We start from the raw sequence: 16,202 nt of genomic DNA, 5'->3' as shown, positions 1-16,202 counted from the left end.
CGGGCATGAGTGAACAAGCAATTCTGAGCTGCCGCAACCTGGGCAAATCCTACGAGGAAGGCCCGGAGTCGGTAGAAGTGCTGGCCGGTCTGCAACTGGAGTTGCACCCGGGCGAGCGTGTGGCGATCGTCGGCAAGTCGGGTTCGGGCAAAAGTACCTTGCTCAACCTGCTTGGCGGCCTCGATACGCCGAGCAAGGGCAGCGTCTGGCTCGACGGTGAAGAGCTGTCGGCGCTGAGCGAGAAGAAGCGTGGCCTGCTGCGCAATCGTGCCTTGGGCTTCGTCTATCAGTTTCACCACTTGCTGCCGGAATTCACCGCGCTGGAAAACGTCTGCATGCCGCTGCTGATCGGCAAAACGGCAATTCCCGAAGCACGTCAGCGTGCCACCGCATTGCTGGAGCGTGTCGGTCTCGGCCATCGCCTCGAACACAAACCTTCGGAGCTGTCCGGCGGCGAACGCCAGCGTGTGGCCATTGCCCGCGCGCTGGTGAACAATCCGGGCCTGGTGATGCTCGACGAGCCGACCGGCAACCTCGACCTGCACACCGCTGAAGGCATCCAGGATTTGATGCTGGAGTTGAGCACCTCAATGCGCACGGCGTTCCTGGTGGTCACGCACGACATGAACCTGGCTCGCCAGATGGACCGCGTCCTGCAATTGCAGGAAGGTTGCCTGACCCCCATCTGACTGGCTGAAACCCGGCGCCCGTAATGGCGCCGGGTCTTTTATTTTTATACGGTGCCCCAGCGAATGTTCAGACCGTTATCGATCTTTATCGGCACGCGCTATACCCGCGCCAAGCGCCGCAATCGCTTTGTTTCGTTCATTTCGATGACCTCGATGATCGGCCTCGCCCTCGGCGTGCTGGCAATGATCGTGGTGTTGTCGGTGATGAACGGCTTTCAGCGCGAAATGAGCTCGCGCATCCTCGGCATGGTGCCGCACGCGACCATCGTCGGCGTCAAGCCGATCGATGACTGGCAGCCGGTGGCCGCCGCCGCGATGAAAAACCCGGAAGTCACCGCCGCTGTGCCGTTCACCGAAATGGAAGGCATGCTTTCCTATAAGGGCGCGATGCAGCCGATCCAGATCAGCGGTGTCGATCCGGCTCAGGAAGGCAAGGTGTCGATCGTTGCCCAGCACATCGTCCAGGGCCGTCTCGATGCCCTCAAACCGGGTGAGTTTGGCGTGGTGATCGGTGAAATCACCGCGCGGCGTTTCCGCCTCAACGTTGGCGACAAGATCACCCTGATCGTCCCGGAAGTCAGCACCGCGCCGGGCGGTATCACCCCGCGCATGCAGCGGCTGAATGTGGTGGGGGTGTTCAAGGTCGGCGCCGAGCTGGACGGTTCGATGGGGCTGATCCACGTGGCCGATGCCGCGGCCATGCAGCATTGGCAACCGAATCAGGTGCAGAGCGTGCGGCTGGCGGTCAAGGATCTGTACGCGGCACCCAAGGTGTCGTCCGAGATTGCCAGCGGCCTCGGTGCCGACTTCAAGGCTGACGACTGGACCCACACCCAGGGCAGCCTGTTCAGTGCGATGAAGATGGAAAAGACCATGATCGGCCTGCTGTTGCTGATGATCGTCGCGGTGGCGGCGTTCAACATCATCGCGACGCTGATCATGGTGGTGAACGACAAAGGCGCGGACATCGCGATCCTGCGCACCATCGGCGCCACGCCACGGCAGATCATGGCGATCTTCATGGTGCAAGGCACGGTGATCGGCATTGTCGGCACGATCATTGGCGGTGTGTTGGGCGTGGTTGCCGCGCTCAATGTCAGTGAATTGGTCGGCTGGGTCGAGCGCGTGACCGGGCAGCATATCTTCAGTTCGGATGTGTATTTCGTCAGCAATCTGCCGTCGGAACTGCAGGGTGGCGATGTGCTGTTGATTTGCTCGGCTGGCTTTATTCTCAGCTTTCTGGCAACGGTGTACCCGGCGTGGCGGGCGGCGAAGATTGAGCCGGCGCATGCGTTGAGATATTCGTAAACTTCAAAACCGCTATCGCGAGCAGGCTCACTCCTACAATTGGAATGCGTTCCCCCCTGTAGGAGCGAGCCTGCTCGCGAAGGGGCCGGACCTGCTGGCCTCAGGTTCGGGGTAGTTGGATCACAAACCGCGTCACCCCCGCCTCCGATTCGCAATGAATCGTCCCGCCATGCGCCCGCACGATCGACTGAGTAATCGCCAGCCCCAGCCCCGCATGCTCACTGCTGCCTTCCTGTCGCGCCGGATCGGCCCGATAGAATCGATCAAACAAGCGTGGCAACAACTGCGCTGAAATCCCCTCACCACTGTTCTCGACGCAAACGCGCACGGCGTTCGTCTCATCGACAATGCTCAAGCGAACGTAACCCTCGGCCGGGGTAAACCGCAACGCGTTATCCAGCAGGTTCGACAGGGCCCGGCGCAACATGCCGCGATCACCTTCGATACGCGCCTTTCCTTCACGGCTCAAACGCACGCCGGCGTCTTCCGCCAATGGCGCAAAAAACTCGAGCAACATGTCGGCTTCATCTTCCAGCTCCAGCGCTTCGCGCTTGGGCATCAGCAAGCCGTGGTCAGCCTTGGCCAGATACAACATGTCATTGACCAACTGCGCCATCCATTGCAGTTCTTCAAGATTGCTGTGCAGCGCTTCGCGGTAGTCCTCAAGCGTCCTGGGGCGGGTGAGGGTGACTTGAGTGTGGGTCAGCAGGTTTGACAGAGGCGTGCGCAGCTCATGGGCGATGTCGGCGGAAAACGCCGAGAGCCGCTGAAACGACTCGTCGAGTCGGGCGAGCATGGCATTGAAGCTGTGGGCCATTTGCGCAAGCTCCGGCGGCATGTGTGCTTGCGGCAATCGCGCATTCAGCGATTGTGCGGAAATACCCCCGGCCACCGCACTCATGCGCCTTAGCGGGCGTAAACCGCTGCGCGCGGCCCAGGCCCCAAGCAGCGCGGTGGCCAGTGCCGAGAGGCCGACCGTCAGCCAGATCAGATGCTGCATGCGCTGCAAAAAATGCTGGTGATGAGTGATGTCGAGCAGCAGTGTCAATTGCGGTGAGTCAGGTTGGCCCGGATAGAGCGGGGCATTGAGCAGGCGATAATCGGTGCCATCTTGGCTGATGGTCGACAGGCCCGCGGCTTGCGGCAACTGCTCGGGGATCTGCGGCGAACTGGCGTACCAGTGCTGGCCGTCGCTGCCGGTAATGCGCAGGGACAGATCGGCCTGACGGCTCAGTTCATCGGCCAGGCGCGTTTCCCGTTGATCGGCTTGCACGCCCTGCAAGGCACGGCGCAGACCGAGCAAGCGGGCATCGAGTTGTTGCTGGTCGAGTTCGATGAAGTGCGCCTCGCTGGCGCGATCGAACAGCACTCCGGCGAACAGCGAAACCACGGCTGTGCAGGCGGCAAACAGCAAGGCCAGACGGGTACTCAAGGACAACCGGCGCATCAGACGCCGCGCTCTTCCAGCACGTAACCCATGCCGCGCACCGTGTGGATCAGTTTCTGTGGGTATTCGTCGTCAATCTTCAGGCGCAAACGCCGAATGGCGACCTCGATGACGTTGGTGTCACTGTCGAAATTCATGTCCCAGACTTGTGAGGCGATCAACGATTTTGGCAGCACTTCGCCCTGACGGCGCAACAGCATTTCCAGCAAGGCGAACTCCTTGGCCGTCAGGTCGATGCGCTGCCCGCTGCGTTCGACGCGACGGCGAATCAGGTCCAGGCGCAGGTCGGCCAGTTGCAGGCTGGTTTCCTGTGCGCTGGCGCTGCCGCGGCGTAACAGGCTGCGCACCCGGGCCAGCAGTTCGGAGAAGGCGAAGGGCTTGACCAGATAATCGTCGGCGCCGAGTTCGAGGCCGTGAACCCTGTCTTCCACCGCGTCTTTGGCCGTCAGAAAAAGCACTGGCGTCTCCAGCCCGGCGCTGCGCACCGCTTGCAGGATTTGCCAGCCGTTACGCCCGGGCAGCATCACGTCGAGGATCAGCAGCGCGTAATCGCCGCTCAGCGCCAGTTGCTGGCCGCTGATGCCGTCGGCAACCAATTCGGTGTTGAAGCCGGCTTCGGTCAGCCCCTGGCGCAGGTATTGGCCGGTTTTCGCTTGGTCTTCGACGATCAACAGTTTCATGGGCGACTCGGGTGGGTTCGGGTGTCAAAACGCAGACTTTATATCGTGAGAACGCTTGCCCGGCATGAACCTGACAAAGTTGTAATCTGCTTGTCAGGTCGATGCCAGCGCGGGGCGCTTAGAGTTTCCCATAGGCTGAACCTTTTCTCGTTGGAGTACGACTATGTTTTTGCGCAAAACCCTGACGCTGGCTGCCGGCTGGCTGGCAATCAGTTCGCCGGTGTGGGCCGCGCCCGCCCACACCTACGACTTCGGCCAACCGGCGTCTGCCAGCCAGGCTTCGCGCAGCATCGAGATCGTCATGGGGGACATGACGTTCGAGCCCAAGACCCTTGAGCTCAAGGCCGGTGAGACGGTTCGCTTTGTGCTGGTGAATAAAGGCCAGTTGCTGCACGAATTCAACCTCGGTGATGCGGCGATGCATGCCAGTCACCAGCAGGAAATGCTGAAAATGCAGCAGAGCGGCATGCTCACGCCGACAGGCATGAAAGAAATGTCCCACGGCATGGCGGGCATGGATCATGCGGCGATGGGCCACGGCATGAAGCATGACGACCTCAATAGCGTGCTGGTCGAACCGGGCAAGCGCGCCGAGTTGACCTGGACATTCAGCAAGGCAACGAACCTGGAGTTCGCCTGCAATATCCCCGGGCATTATCAGGCAGGCATGGTCGGCAAACTGACTGTCAGTCAGTAAGCACTCAAAGGCGGACGCAAAGGCTGGTAGAATCCGCTGATTCTTCAGTCAGGTTTCCGCCATGCATCCCGCAGCCGAACACTCGCCGCTGGGCAAATCCAGCGAATACATCGCCACGTACACACCGTCCCTGCTGTTCCCGATTCCGCGCACGGCGAAATGGGCCGAGCTGGGACTGACCGCCGAAACCCTGCCGTATAAAGGCGTGGATTTCTGGAACTGCTTCGAGCTGTCGTGGCTGTTGCCGTCGGGCAAGCCGGTGGTGGCGATTGGCGAATTCAGCATCCCGGCGGATTCGCCGAATATCATCGAGTCGAAGTCGTTCAAGCTCTACCTGAACTCGCTAAACCAGACGCCGTTCGCCGACGTTGCCACGCTGGAAGCGACGCTGGTCAAAGACCTTTCCGCTGCCGCCGGCAAACCGGTGGGCGTGCGGGTTCGCAGTCTGAAGGACGTGGAAGCCGAAGGCGTCGTGGCGTTGCCGGGCGTGTGCATCGACGATCTGGATATCAGCGTCAGCAACTACGAGCATCCGCGTCCTGAGCTGTTGCGTTGCGATGATTCACGGATCGTTGAAGAGAGCGTGCACAGCCATCTGCTCAAATCCAACTGCCCGGTGACCAGTCAGCCGGACTGGGGCAGCGTGGTGGTGCAATATCGTGGTGCGGCGCTGGATCACGCCAGCCTGCTGGCATACATCGTCAGCTTCCGCCAGCACTCGGATTTCCATGAGCAGTGCGTGGAGCGGATTTTCCTTGATCTGCAGCGGTTGTTGAAGCCCGAGAAACTGACGGTGTTTGCACGTTACGTTCGCCGTGGTGGGCTGGATATCAACCCGTATCGCAGTACAGAAGATATGCAGTTGCCGAACCATCGTCTGGTGCGTCAATAAATGTAGGAGTGAGCCTGCTCGCGATTGCGGTGTAACAGTCCGCATCAATGGTGAATGTAAAGCAGCTATCGCGAGCAGGCTCACTCCTACAGGGGGATTGCGTTTCAAATTGTGGAAATGAAAAAGCCCTGCCATCGCTGGCAGGGCTTTTTTATGCCGCGGGGCTTCAGATGCCCATGCTGCCCAGAGTGTTCATGATATTGCGCAGGGTGCCGGCAATTGTCGGATGGTCCACTTCAAAACGCTCCACAGCAAGGTTCACCCCATCCACCAGGTTGTTGTCCTGTAGCTGATTCTCCAATTGAATTTCTGCTTCGATCTGCGCCATCAACTGGTGTAGGTTTTCACGTTCAGACTCAGACAGCGGCGGGTTCTGCTCCAATTGATCACGCAAGGTGTTGAGCTGATCCTGCAGTTCTCGTCGGGCGGGCATGGTGGTTTCCTTTTATCAATAGGCACTGGCATTGACCGCAGCCGCGCGCCAAAGGTCGGTGGCTGACCTTTAGATTAATCCACTCTCGCTTAACCTGCATGATCCTGATCAGGGCTTTTCGCCTTTGAGGCGGCGCAGGCTGATGTCGGCCAGGCAGGTGTCGAGTTCACCCAGATGGTCGATCACCGAATGCACGCCCAGCGCGAATAACTGCACGGTGGCCTTGCCACGCAACTGCTCACGTTCTTTGTGATCCAGCGCCTGCCATTCCTCCGGTGTCAGGCCGCACAGCGAGCCGCAGGAGGCGAGGCCGATGGTCCACAGTCCGGCGTTGAGGCCTGCTTGCAACAGCCGGGGTTCGCCGCTGACCAGTACGCAACCGTCCAGGCTGTCGACCTTCAAATCCATCAAGGCCTGCCAGCACGCGTTCGGGGCGGGCCACGGATTGATTGTTGCCGAATGTTGCGCGGGTTTGATCCAAGCCGGCAGGGCGGCTGACAAAGGTTGCGCGAGGGCAGGGGACAAATCGTCCAGCCAGGCACAGGGAATCTGCTGGCGCTGCAAACTGCGTAAGCTCTCCAGAGCGCCCGGGGTGGGAACGGCGTGCTCAGGCAGCGCGATGCTCTGGCGTCGCGCGCCACCACCGAAATCCACCAGGCAGCCGCTGAGCCCGAACAGTACGGCGGTCAGGCTGGGCGCGGCGACGGGCAAGGTTTCGGCGTGAGTCATGGCAACGTCCCTGAAATAAACCCTAAGGCTAGGGGCGGTCGATGACAGTTGGATGACAATCAGGCGCAGGACAGAGCGCGAATATTCCTACAGTCTGCTGCATCGCTGCACTGCCCAAATTGCCTTTTACGCTTATACTAGCGGCCTTAACGCCTGGGCTCCGAAGCCTTCGCCAGTATCAAATCCAAGGAGTTTTTCTATGCGCTGGAGCCATCCGCTCGCTCAGCTAAGTGTATGTGCCGGCCTGTTGCTGGCGCCGTTTGCCAGTCAGGCGGCAACAGAAGAAGACCCTTGGGAAAGCGTTAACCGGCCGATTTTCCAGTTCAACGATTTTCTTGATACCTACGCGCTGAAGCCGTTGGCGCAGGGCTATCAATACGTCACACCGCAATTTGTCGAAGACGGCATTCACAACATGTTCCGCAACGTCGGTGACGTCACCAACCTGGCGAACAACCTCCTGCAGGCCAAACCGGCTGCCGCTGGCGTCGATACCGCACGACTGATTTTCAACACCACGTTCGGCCTGCTCGGCTTCTTCGACGTTGGCACCCACATGGGCCTCAATCGCAGCGACGAAGATTTCGGCCAGACCCTCGGCTACTGGGGCGTGGGCAGTGGCCCATACGTAATGCTGCCGCTGATGGGCCCGAGTACCCTGCGTGACGCGCCGTCCAAGTACGTCGACGGCTTCACCGGCCCGTACCGTTACATCGACCACGTGCCGACGCGTAACTCGATTTTCGGCCTGAACATCGTCGACACCCGCGCCGGCCTGCTGTCGAGCGAGAAGCTGATCAGCGGCGACAAGTACACCTTTATCCGCAACGCCTACTTGCAGAACCGCGAGTTCAAGGTGAAGGACGGCCAGGTCGAAGACGATTTTTGATTTCGGCCGCTGCACAGGAAGGCGACCCTCGGGTCGCCTTTTTTGTGGGTTCCAGCGCATCGCCCAGAGCCTGTGGGACCTTCCATCGGGTTACGCTGCGCGCCGTTCTTATAACTCTCGGTGCTTTGACAAACAAAGTCGCGAAGCGACCATCGGCGTACGCTTGAAACGCCCCGCGGATGGGAGTACCGTCTGCGCCTTAGAAGGGCACCTCTGGTGTAACCGCGTTTGGAGCCGATGCTCCAAACCGCTGTGCCAGAGAGGCTAGAAAGCGAATCCAGTAGTCTGCGCAGGGGCCAATGCTCCGCCAACTACGCCAACCTAATTCTGGCGCCGTTTGCCCACATGCCAAAAACCAGTGCCACGCTGCTGATAATCGATGATGACGAAGTAGTGCGCGCGAGTCTCGCGGCCTATTTGGAAGACAGTGGTTTCAGCGTCCTGCAGGCCGGCAACGGTCAACAGGGCCTTCAGGTATTCGAGCAAGACCAGCCCGACCTGGTCATCTGCGATCTGCGCATGCCGCAGATGGGCGGACTCGAACTCATCCGCCAGGTCACCGAGCTGTCGCCGCAAACGCCGGTGATCGTGGTGTCAGGTGCCGGCGTGATGAACGACGCGGTCGAGGCCCTGCGCTTGGGTGCGGCGGATTACCTGATCAAGCCTCTCGAAGATCTGGCCGTGCTCGAGCACTCCGTGCGCCGGGCCCTGGATCGTGCACGGCTACTGCTGGAAAACCAGCGCTACCGCGAGAAGCTGGAAAAGGCCAATCGCGAACTCGAAGCCAGCCTGAACCTGCTCCAGGAAGACCAGAACGCCGGGCGCCAGGTGCAGATGAACATGCTGCCGGAAAGCCCGTGGCGCATTGACGAATTCAGCTTCGCCCACCAGATCATCCCCTCGCTGTATCTGTCGGGGGATTTTGTCGACTATTTCCGCGTCGACGAGCGCCGGGTTGCGTTTTACCTGGCGGATGTCTCGGGCCATGGCGCGTCTTCAGCCTTCGTGACAGTGCTGCTGAAGTTCATGACCACACGGTTGCTGTTCGAATCCAGGCGCAGCGGTACACTGCCTGAATTCAAGCCGTCGGAAGTGCTCGGTCATATCAACCGGGGGCTGATCAGCTGTAAGCTGGGTAAACACGTCACAATGGTCGGTGGAGTCATCGACGAGGAGACCGGTTTGTTGACCTATAGCATCGGCGGGCATCTGCCGTTGCCAGTGTTGTACACGCCAGACAGTGTTCGTTACCTCGAAGGGCGTGGTCTGCCGGTGGGCCTCTTCAATGAAGCCACCTACGAAGATCACGTGCTTGAGCTGCCGCCGTCGTTCAGCCTGACGCTGATGTCGGATGGCATTCTGGATCTTTTGCCAGAAGCTACGCTCAAAGAAAAAGAAGCTGCTTTGCCCGAGCGGGTGAAGTTGGCGGGCGGCAGCCTGGATGGTCTGCGGCAAGTGTTTGGATTGGCCACGCTAGGGGAGATGCCGGATGATATCGCCCTGTTGGTGTTGAGCAGGAATCTTTAATGAGTACCGGTAGAATCCAGTTCGCCGAGCAGGACGGCACCTTCGTCCTGAAGTTCGTCGGTGAAGTTCGCCTGACCCTGTGTTCGGCGTTGGATGCGACTATCGAGAAAATCTTCACGGCGTTGAATTTCAACGCGATCGTGATCGATTTGACCGAAACCCGCAGCATTGACAGCACGACGTTGGGCCTGCTGGCCAAACTGTCGATCCTGTCGCGCCAGAAGGTCGGCCTGCTGCCGACCGTCGTCACCACCCACGAAGACATCACCCGTCTGCTGCAATCGATGGGTTTCGAGCAGGTGTTCAACATCGTCAACCACCCGGTGCCTTGCCCGGAGTGCCTCGATGACCTGCCGGACCAGGACCAGTCAGAAGAAGTGGTGCGGATCAAGGTGCTCGAAGCGCACAAGATCCTCATGGGCCTGAACGACTCCAATCGTGAAGCGTTTCATGATCTGGTGAATGCGCTGGAGCGGCATTGATCCGCTGAATTGATGGTGCATGGGCTGGCCTCATCGCGAGCAGGCTCACTCCTACAGGTTCTTTATCGACACACAATCTCGATCACTCCACAGTTCCCCTGTAGGAGTGAGCCTGCTCGCGATAGCGCCCATAAGAACACCACATATTCAGCAGACATAAAAAAGGGCGAACCCTCACAGGTTCGCCCTTTTTGCATCTCACACAATCAAATCACAGCTTGGCCTGCAACAGCGCCTCAAGCTTCTCCTGATCACGCGCGAACTGACGGATGCCCTCAGCCAGTTTTTCGGTGGCCATCGCGTCTTCGTTGGACAACCAGCGGAATTGCGCTTCGTTGAGGCTCAGACGGGCTTCGCCGGCATTGCCCGGCGCCAGTTTGCGCTCCAGCTTGCCGGTGTCGGCAGCCAGCTTGTCGATCAGGTCCGGGCTGATGGTCAGGCGGTCGCAGCCGGCCAGTTGCTCGATCTGGTTGAGGTTGCGGAAGCTGGCGCCCATGACCACGGTCTTGTAGTCATTGGCCTTGTAGTAGTTGTAGATGCGCGTTACCGACTGTACGCCAGGATCGTCGGCACCGGTGTAGTCGTTGCCGTTGGCCTTCTTGTACCAGTCGTAGATACGCCCCACGAACGGCGAAATCAGGAACACCCCGGCATCGGCGCACGCGGCGGCCTGTGCGAAGGAGAACAGCAGGGTCAGGTTGGTCTGGATGCCTTCCTTCTCGAGGATCTCGGCAGCGCGGATGCCTTCCCAGGTCGAGGCGATCTTGATCAGTACGCGATCGCGGCCGATGCCGGCCTTGTCGTAGAGCTCGATCAGGCGATGCGCACGCTTGAGGATGGCATCCTGGTCGAACGACAGGCGCGCATCCACTTCGGTGGAGATACGGCCCGGAATCACCTTGAGAATTTCCTGACCGACCGCGACGCCAAAACGATCGCTGGCCAGGCCGACATCGCCGCGGCAATCGCTGACGCAAGCGTTCAGCAGCTCGGCATAGCCCGGGATCGCTGCGGCCTTGAGCAGCAGGGAAGGGTTGGTAGTGGCGTCGACCGGCTTGACCCGGGCGATCGCTTCGAAGTCGCCGGTGTCGGCAACGACGGTAGTGAACTGTTTGAGTTGTTCCAGCTTGGAAGTCATGGGCGTGCTCTATCCTATGGGTCTGATGACATTACCCGAGCGCTGACAGCCACTCAAGGGTGTGTACGTGTATCGATGGCCCCTGCGGCAACAACCTGAAAACGATTGTTTGAAAGGCGGGGCGCGGTGTCGATGAATACGATGCCAAAACCGCCCACAGGTTCAAAGCAACCGACCTGTGAACAGGCCGGTCGCCCACGGCGCTACTCGGCGTTTAACAGCGGCTCGACCGACAGCCGTGCCGGTTTCGCCTGACCGTCGGAGGTCAGCAAGCCAAAATTCTGCTCGCGTTCGTTACTGCCCGTGGCGCTGTTTCTCCACTCGTAGATAGAGGTCAACGGAATATTCAGCCGTTTAACATCGGTGATAAATGCGTTGATCCTGGTCGCTTGCCCTTCGGGGCCACCGTTGGACGCGAGCGCGGAAACCCCCCACTCACTGATGACGCCCGGCAGATTGAAATTCTGCTGGATGAATGTCTGTGCGTTGCTGATCTGGGTGGCGGTCATGCCATACGGGTGGTAGGAGACGGCGTTCAGGCATTTAGGGTGTTCGCTGACGATGCGTTTCAGCGCAACGGTCGAGGCCGAGGCGGCGCTCGGTGCCCGGGCAAAGCCGAAACCGACTCGCGGCGCCAGCTGAGGCTGACCCTCCAGCGCTTTACACATGCCCGCCATGAACGGCACGAACGTAGTGTCGAAGTTGCCCGTTGGCCAGTAGGTTGGCAGGTCTGGTTCGTTCCAGATTTCAATCGCCACCAATTGTGCGCTGTAGGACTTTTCCAGTCCGCTCACGGCGTTGGCAAACTTACCGCCGGCTGCGTCGAGTTCAGTGGGCGAAGTGGCGGGCAGTGCCTTGATTGCGCGCACGGTCAGCAGCACGGGTAACCCGGCTGAGGCGGCGGCGGCGAAAGCATCGCTGACCTGCTTTTGGTAGGTCTGGGCGGTCAGGCTGTCGCTCCATACGCCGAAGCGCACGAAGCTGAAGCCGGCTGCCTTGATTTGGGCGGCATCGGCGGCGGTGAAGCTCTGGATCTTGACCTGAACACCGATGGTTTTTGCTGGAAGGTTAGGGAACAGCTCACTGGCGTGAACCTGGCTGGTTGCACCGAGCGCCATCAGGGCGAGGGCGCCGAGTTTATTCAGATGTGCTGATTTCATGTCTGCTCTCCCGGAGAGAATGACAACTACGAATAATGATCCCGTTACTCAATTTTCGATAAGGGTGATGGCACTTAGTGCGTGAATGTTATTTTTTGTCAGGAAAATCGCAACTGAAAATCACAGTTATTTTTAGTCCGCTAATTGTGGTTGGGGCGGCTTAAAACGCTGTGGTACTTAATGTCCTGTACTAACAGGGCGAAGCTATTTCTGAGTGCAGGAAAGTCGCGAGGGTTCATTAACTTTTGCGGCATGTTGGCTGTTTGATATTACACAGGAAAGCAAGACTTGTTCAAAAAGATCCTCGTTGTCTGCGTGGGCAATATATGCCGAAGTCCGACGGCTGAACTACTGCTGCGCAACGCGCTGGGCCCGTCGGCCATCACGGTGTCCTCCGCCGGCCTCTCCGCACGCGTGGGCGAGGGCGTTGAGCCTTCGGCGCGGCAGGTGCTCGAAGACCACGGGCATTGCGCCGAAGCGTTCAAGGCGCGGCAACTGACTTCGGACATCGTCAATGACTCGGATCTGATTCTGGTCATGGAAAAAAAGCATGTCGATCAAGTGCTGAAGATTGCCTCTCACGCCAGGGGCAAAGTGTTTTTGCTCGGTAAATGGCAGAGCGAGCGCGAAATACACGACCCGTATCGTCAAGGCAAGGCCGCTTTTATTCATGCCCACGCATTGATTGAAGATGCTGTTAGTTCATGGGCAAAGCGCCTCGGGCATTGATGAATATTCTTCAGAACAATGAATGGTAAGAACAGACTTATGCAGTTACCGTCCGTAATCGGCAACCGTGACAACGATCAAGACAGTATTGATCTGATGGGCATCTTTGGCAGTCTGATTGACCAGAAATGGCTGATCGGCGCGCTCACCGGTGCCTTCATGGTCACCGGCGTCGCCTATGCGGTTCTGGCCACCCCGGTCTACCTGGCGAATGCACTGGTGCAGGTCGAACCGAAAAAGAACGACATGCTCGGTTTTTCCGACCTCAACAGCATGCTCGGTGGGCAATCGCCGTCGGTGACCGAAATCGGCATCATCAAGTCTCGCACGGTGATCGGTAAAACCGTTGACGACCTGCGCCTGGACATCGACGTCACGCCCAACACGTTCCCGTTGATCGGCGGCTTTCTTTCGCGTCGCTATCGCGGCGACAGTGAGACCAGCGTCGCGCCGCCGCGTTTGGGCCTGAACAGCTACGCCTGGGGCGGTGAGCGCCTGGAGTTCAGCCGGCTCGAACTGCCGAAAGACCTGCTCGGCAAGAAACTCACGCTGATCGCCGGCGAGCAGCAGCGCTTCCAACTGTTCGATGAAAACGACAACCTGCTCGTTGAAGGCGTGGCGGGTGAAGCGTTTGCCAACGACGGTGTAGAAGGGCAGATCGCTCAGTTGGCGGCCAATCCCGGCACACGTTTTCAGGTGGTGCGCAATCCGCGGATCGTGACCATTCAGGGTTATCAGGACGCGCTGGACATTTCCGAGCAAGGCAAGGAATCGGGGATCATTCGTCTGGCGCTGGCCAGCTCTGACGCCGCCGAAGCAGTGAAAATCCTTAACAAGATTGCCGCTCTGTACGTCGAGCAGAACGTGCGTCGCACCTCGGCGGAAGCGGCGCAGAGCCTGGCGTTTCTGCAAAGCCAGCTGCCCCAGGTCAAACGCGATCTGGCCAAGGCCAGCGATGCCTTGAACGCCTACCAGACCCACGGCAAGACCGTGAACATCTCGCTGGAAACGCAATCGGTGCTCGGTCAGTCCGTGGCGCTTGAAACGCGGATTTCCGAGCTGAAAATGCAGCAGGCGGAACTCGATCGCAAGTTCACCAAACAGCACCCGGCCTACCGCGCGTTGATGACGCAGATTGGCGAGTTGACCCAGCAGCAGAAATCCCTTGAAGGCAAGGTTCAGGACCTGCCGGCCACTCAACAGGAATTGCTCAACCTGACCCGCGACGTCGAAGTGGCCTCGCAGATCTACACGCAATTGCTGAACAAATCCCAGGAACTGGACATCGTGCGCGCCGGCGCCGTCGGTAACGTTCGTCTGGTCGATACCGCCGACGTCGACCTGACCAGCCCGATCAAACCGAAAAAACCGCTGATCGTGCTGATCGCCACATTCCTCGGTGCTTTTGTCGGCGTTGCCCTGGTGTTGCTGCGCAAATCCCTCAGCCGTGGCCTGGAAGGCCCCGAGGCCATCGAGCAGTTGGGCTTGCCGGTGTACGCGTCGATTCCGTACAGCGCCTTGCAGGAAGAAGAGGACAGCAAAAAGGGCCGCGCGCGCGATGGTGTGGACAAGCCGGCGTATCTGCTGGCCCTGCGCAACCCGACGGATCTGTCGATCGAATCGATTCGCAGCCTGCGCACCTGCCTGCACTTCGCCGGGCTGGATTCGACCAACAACCGCATCATGATTTCCGGGCCGAGCCCACAGGTCGGCAAGACCTTCGTCTCGTCCAACCTCGCCGCGGTCATGGCCCTCAGTGGTCAGCGCGTGGTGCTGATCGATGCCGACATGCGCAAAGGTCATTTGCACAAGACCCTCGACACGCCGATTGCCAACGGTCTGTCCGACCTGCTGGTCAAGCGCTGCACCCTTGAGCAGGCGATCAATAAGGTCGAAGTCGACAACCTGCACTTCATCAGCCGTGGGCAGGTCCCGCCCAATCCGTCCGAGCTGTTGATGCACGCCAACTTCCGCGAGCTGCTGGCGCAACTCAGCGACCTCTACGACCTGGTGATCATCGACACGCCGCCGCTGCTGGCGGTGACCGACGCCGCGATCGTCGGCCGCGAAGCCGGCATCAGCCTGATCGTCACCCGTTTCGGCGTGAACCCGGCCAAAGAGATCGAGCTGACCATTCGCCGCTTCGCGCAAAACGGCATCGAGTTGAAAGGCGCGGTGTTCAACGGCGTCGAGAAGCGTGCGGCCAGCTATTACGGCGGCAACGGCTATTACAACTACGAATACGCGTCCGACAAGGCCTGACTGTCAGCGATTGTTTTTTTTCCTGTTTGAAGTGGGTGAGTTGTGAAAAAAATATTGCACGTGGCAGAGACGATCAAAGGTGGTGTCGCGACGGTCATCCGCACCATTTCGGCCTCGCCGGAAGGTGACGCGGCGAAGTATGAAATGGTTTATCTGGTCCCCGAGGACCAGGCCAGGGAGCTGCACGGCATCGCGCCGCAACAGATCCGCACTTTTCCACGCAGTGGCCGCAATGTGCCGTCGCTGTTGCGTTTTGCCTGGCGCCTGACCCAGGTGATGCTCAAGGAAAAGCCCGATGTGGTGCATTTGCACAGCACCTTTTCCGGGGTGATCGGCCGTTGCGTGTGCGTGCTGTTACGACCCTGGCGCAAACCGAAAATCGTCTACTGCCCGCACGCGTTTTCATTCCTGATGGAAAGCTCGCCGATCAAGCAGAAAGCGTATGCGTGGATCGAGCGGGTGCTGCAAAAAGTCACCGACGTGATCATCTGCGTCAGCCAGTACGAGCTGGATAAAGCCGCACGGTTCGGCATCGAGCGCAAGCGCATGAAGCTGATCTACAACGGCATTCATCACAAGGATGACGCGCCGAAAGCCACCGGCAGCGAGCCGATTCATCTGTTGTTCGTCGGCCGCCTCGACTACCAGAAAGGTTTCGACGTGCTGCTCAAGGCCTACGCCAAGGTCAACCGCAACGACCTGAAATTGACGGTGGTCGGCAGTGCGGTCAACGAGGACTCGGTCGAATGTCCGCCCATGGACTCGGTTGAATACTTGCCGTGGGTCACGCCGGGCGAAGTGCAGGCGCTGTATCAAAAAGCCGACGCGCTGATCGTGCCCAGTCGCTGGGAAGGCTTTGCCATGGTCCCGCTCGAAGGCATGGCCATGGGCTTGCCGGTGATTGCCAGCAACTGCACCTCGCTGCCTGAACTGGTCACCAACGAAGTGTCCGGCTATGTCTTTCCGTCCGGTGACCACCAGGCGCTGGCCGATGTGCTGACGATCATCCAGAAGCCACGCCTGCTCGATCTCGGCAACGAAGGTCGCAGCATCGTGCGCGAGCGCTTCAGTGCCGCGCTGATGATCCGCCAGACCTACGACTTGTATCGCGCTCCCACTTATTAAGTAGAACTCAAGCTT

16 protein-coding genes are annotated in these 16,202 nt (G+C 59.4%); 10 read left to right on the top strand and 6 right to left on the bottom strand.

Annotated elements, in window-relative coordinates:
• Window positions 1-5: 5 nt before the first annotated feature.
• Window positions 6-689: a lipoprotein-releasing ABC transporter ATP-binding protein LolD gene (gene lolD / locus HU765_RS17060; protein WP_186550406.1), complete on the top strand. Its 684-nt coding sequence runs from the start codon at window positions 6-8 to the stop codon at window positions 687-689.
• Window positions 690-752: 63 nt separating this feature from the next.
• A complete protein-coding gene (locus tag HU765_RS17055; RefSeq protein ID WP_186621849.1) occupies window positions 753-1,997 on the top strand; it encodes a lipoprotein-releasing ABC transporter permease subunit in 1,245 nt (414 codons plus the stop codon).
• 100 nt (window positions 1,998-2,097) lie between these two features.
• On the opposite strand, the gene HU765_RS17050 is transcribed toward HU765_RS17055, so the two are convergent.
• Entirely contained in the window at window positions 2,098-3,444 is a 1,347-nt protein-coding gene (locus HU765_RS17050) for a heavy metal sensor histidine kinase (protein ID WP_186621848.1), read from the bottom strand.
• Window positions 3,444-4,124, bottom strand: coding sequence for a heavy metal response regulator transcription factor (locus HU765_RS17045; RefSeq protein ID WP_186550412.1), 681 nt, complete (start codon window positions 4,122-4,124; stop codon window positions 3,444-3,446). The genes HU765_RS17050 and HU765_RS17045 overlap by 1 nt, the downstream gene beginning before the upstream one ends.
• Before the next feature lie 163 nt (window positions 4,125-4,287).
• On the opposite strand from HU765_RS17045, the gene HU765_RS17040 reads away from it, so the two are divergent.
• Entirely contained in the window at window positions 4,288-4,821 is a 534-nt protein-coding gene (locus tag HU765_RS17040; RefSeq protein ID WP_186621847.1) for a cupredoxin family protein, read from the top strand.
• A gap of 61 nt (window positions 4,822-4,882) precedes the next feature.
• Window positions 4,883-5,713, top strand: a complete 831-nt coding sequence (gene queF / locus HU765_RS17035; protein ID WP_186550416.1) for an NADPH-dependent 7-cyano-7-deazaguanine reductase QueF — start codon at window positions 4,883-4,885, stop codon at window positions 5,711-5,713.
• A 166-nt stretch (window positions 5,714-5,879) separates the two neighbouring features.
• Here the strand turns inward: queF and HU765_RS17030 are convergent, their stop codons facing one another.
• Together HU765_RS17030 and HU765_RS17025 are read right to left on the bottom strand one after the other, a co-directional pair.
• Window positions 5,880-6,146, bottom strand: a complete 267-nt coding sequence (locus HU765_RS17030) for a DUF4404 family protein (protein WP_186621845.1) — start codon at window positions 6,144-6,146, stop codon at window positions 5,880-5,882.
• Between the two features lie 108 nt (window positions 6,147-6,254).
• The gene (locus HU765_RS17025; protein ID WP_186621843.1) at window positions 6,255-6,875 is read right to left on the bottom strand and encodes an HAD family phosphatase; all 621 of its coding nucleotides are present in this window, start codon (window positions 6,873-6,875) and stop codon (window positions 6,255-6,257) included.
• A 199-nt stretch (window positions 6,876-7,074) separates the two neighbouring features.
• Here HU765_RS17025 and HU765_RS17020 point away from each other — a divergent pair, with 199 nt between their 5' ends.
• The 3 genes from HU765_RS17020 to rssC all read left to right on the top strand — a co-directional run bounded on the left by HU765_RS17020 (window position 7,075) and on the right by rssC (window position 9,773).
• Window positions 7,075-7,764: a VacJ family lipoprotein gene (locus tag HU765_RS17020; protein ID WP_186550422.1), complete on the top strand. Its 690-nt coding sequence runs from the start codon at window positions 7,075-7,077 to the stop codon at window positions 7,762-7,764.
• A 345-nt stretch (window positions 7,765-8,109) separates the two neighbouring features.
• Complete coding sequence (gene rssB, locus HU765_RS17015; protein ID WP_186550424.1) at window positions 8,110-9,291, top strand: two-component system response regulator RssB; 1,182 nt, start codon at window positions 8,110-8,112, stop codon at window positions 9,289-9,291.
• Window positions 9,291-9,773: an anti-sigma factor antagonist RssC gene (rssC, locus tag HU765_RS17010; protein WP_003226553.1), complete on the top strand. Its 483-nt coding sequence runs from the start codon at window positions 9,291-9,293 to the stop codon at window positions 9,771-9,773. The genes rssB and rssC overlap by 1 nt, the downstream gene beginning before the upstream one ends.
• A 211-nt stretch (window positions 9,774-9,984) precedes the next feature.
• Here the strand turns inward: rssC and tal are convergent, their stop codons facing one another.
• Window positions 9,985-10,911 carry a transaldolase gene (tal, locus tag HU765_RS17005; protein WP_186550426.1) on the bottom strand — a complete coding sequence of 309 codons (927 nt, stop codon included), beginning with the start codon at window positions 10,909-10,911 and terminating at the stop codon, window positions 9,985-9,987.
• A gap of 203 nt (window positions 10,912-11,114) precedes the next feature.
• Window positions 11,115-12,071, bottom strand: coding sequence for a glycosyl hydrolase family 5 (locus HU765_RS17000; RefSeq protein ID WP_186621842.1), 957 nt, complete (start codon window positions 12,069-12,071; stop codon window positions 11,115-11,117).
• A gap of 288 nt (window positions 12,072-12,359) precedes the next feature.
• Between HU765_RS17000 and HU765_RS16995 the strand changes: the two genes are divergently transcribed.
• Genes HU765_RS16995 through HU765_RS16985 form a run of 3 tightly spaced genes read left to right on the top strand, consistent with a single transcriptional unit; the run spans window position 12,360 to window position 16,187 of the window.
• Entirely contained in the window at window positions 12,360-12,800 is a 441-nt protein-coding gene (locus HU765_RS16995) for a low molecular weight protein-tyrosine-phosphatase (protein ID WP_186621841.1), read from the top strand.
• Between the two features lie 39 nt (window positions 12,801-12,839).
• Window positions 12,840-15,062, top strand: a complete 2,223-nt coding sequence (locus HU765_RS16990) for a polysaccharide biosynthesis tyrosine autokinase (RefSeq protein WP_186621840.1) — start codon at window positions 12,840-12,842, stop codon at window positions 15,060-15,062.
• Between the two features lie 42 nt (window positions 15,063-15,104).
• The gene (locus HU765_RS16985; RefSeq protein WP_186550434.1) at window positions 15,105-16,187 is read left to right on the top strand and encodes a glycosyltransferase; all 1,083 of its coding nucleotides are present in this window, start codon (window positions 15,105-15,107) and stop codon (window positions 16,185-16,187) included.
• Window positions 16,188-16,202 lie beyond the last annotated feature (15 nt).

The sequence above is a fragment of the Pseudomonas sp. SWRI81 genome, assembly GCF_014268545.1.
GTDB classification, from domain to species: Bacteria; Pseudomonadota; Gammaproteobacteria; order Pseudomonadales; family Pseudomonadaceae; genus Aquipseudomonas; species Aquipseudomonas hamedanensis.
This window is presented reverse-complemented; position numbering and strand designations above follow the sequence as displayed.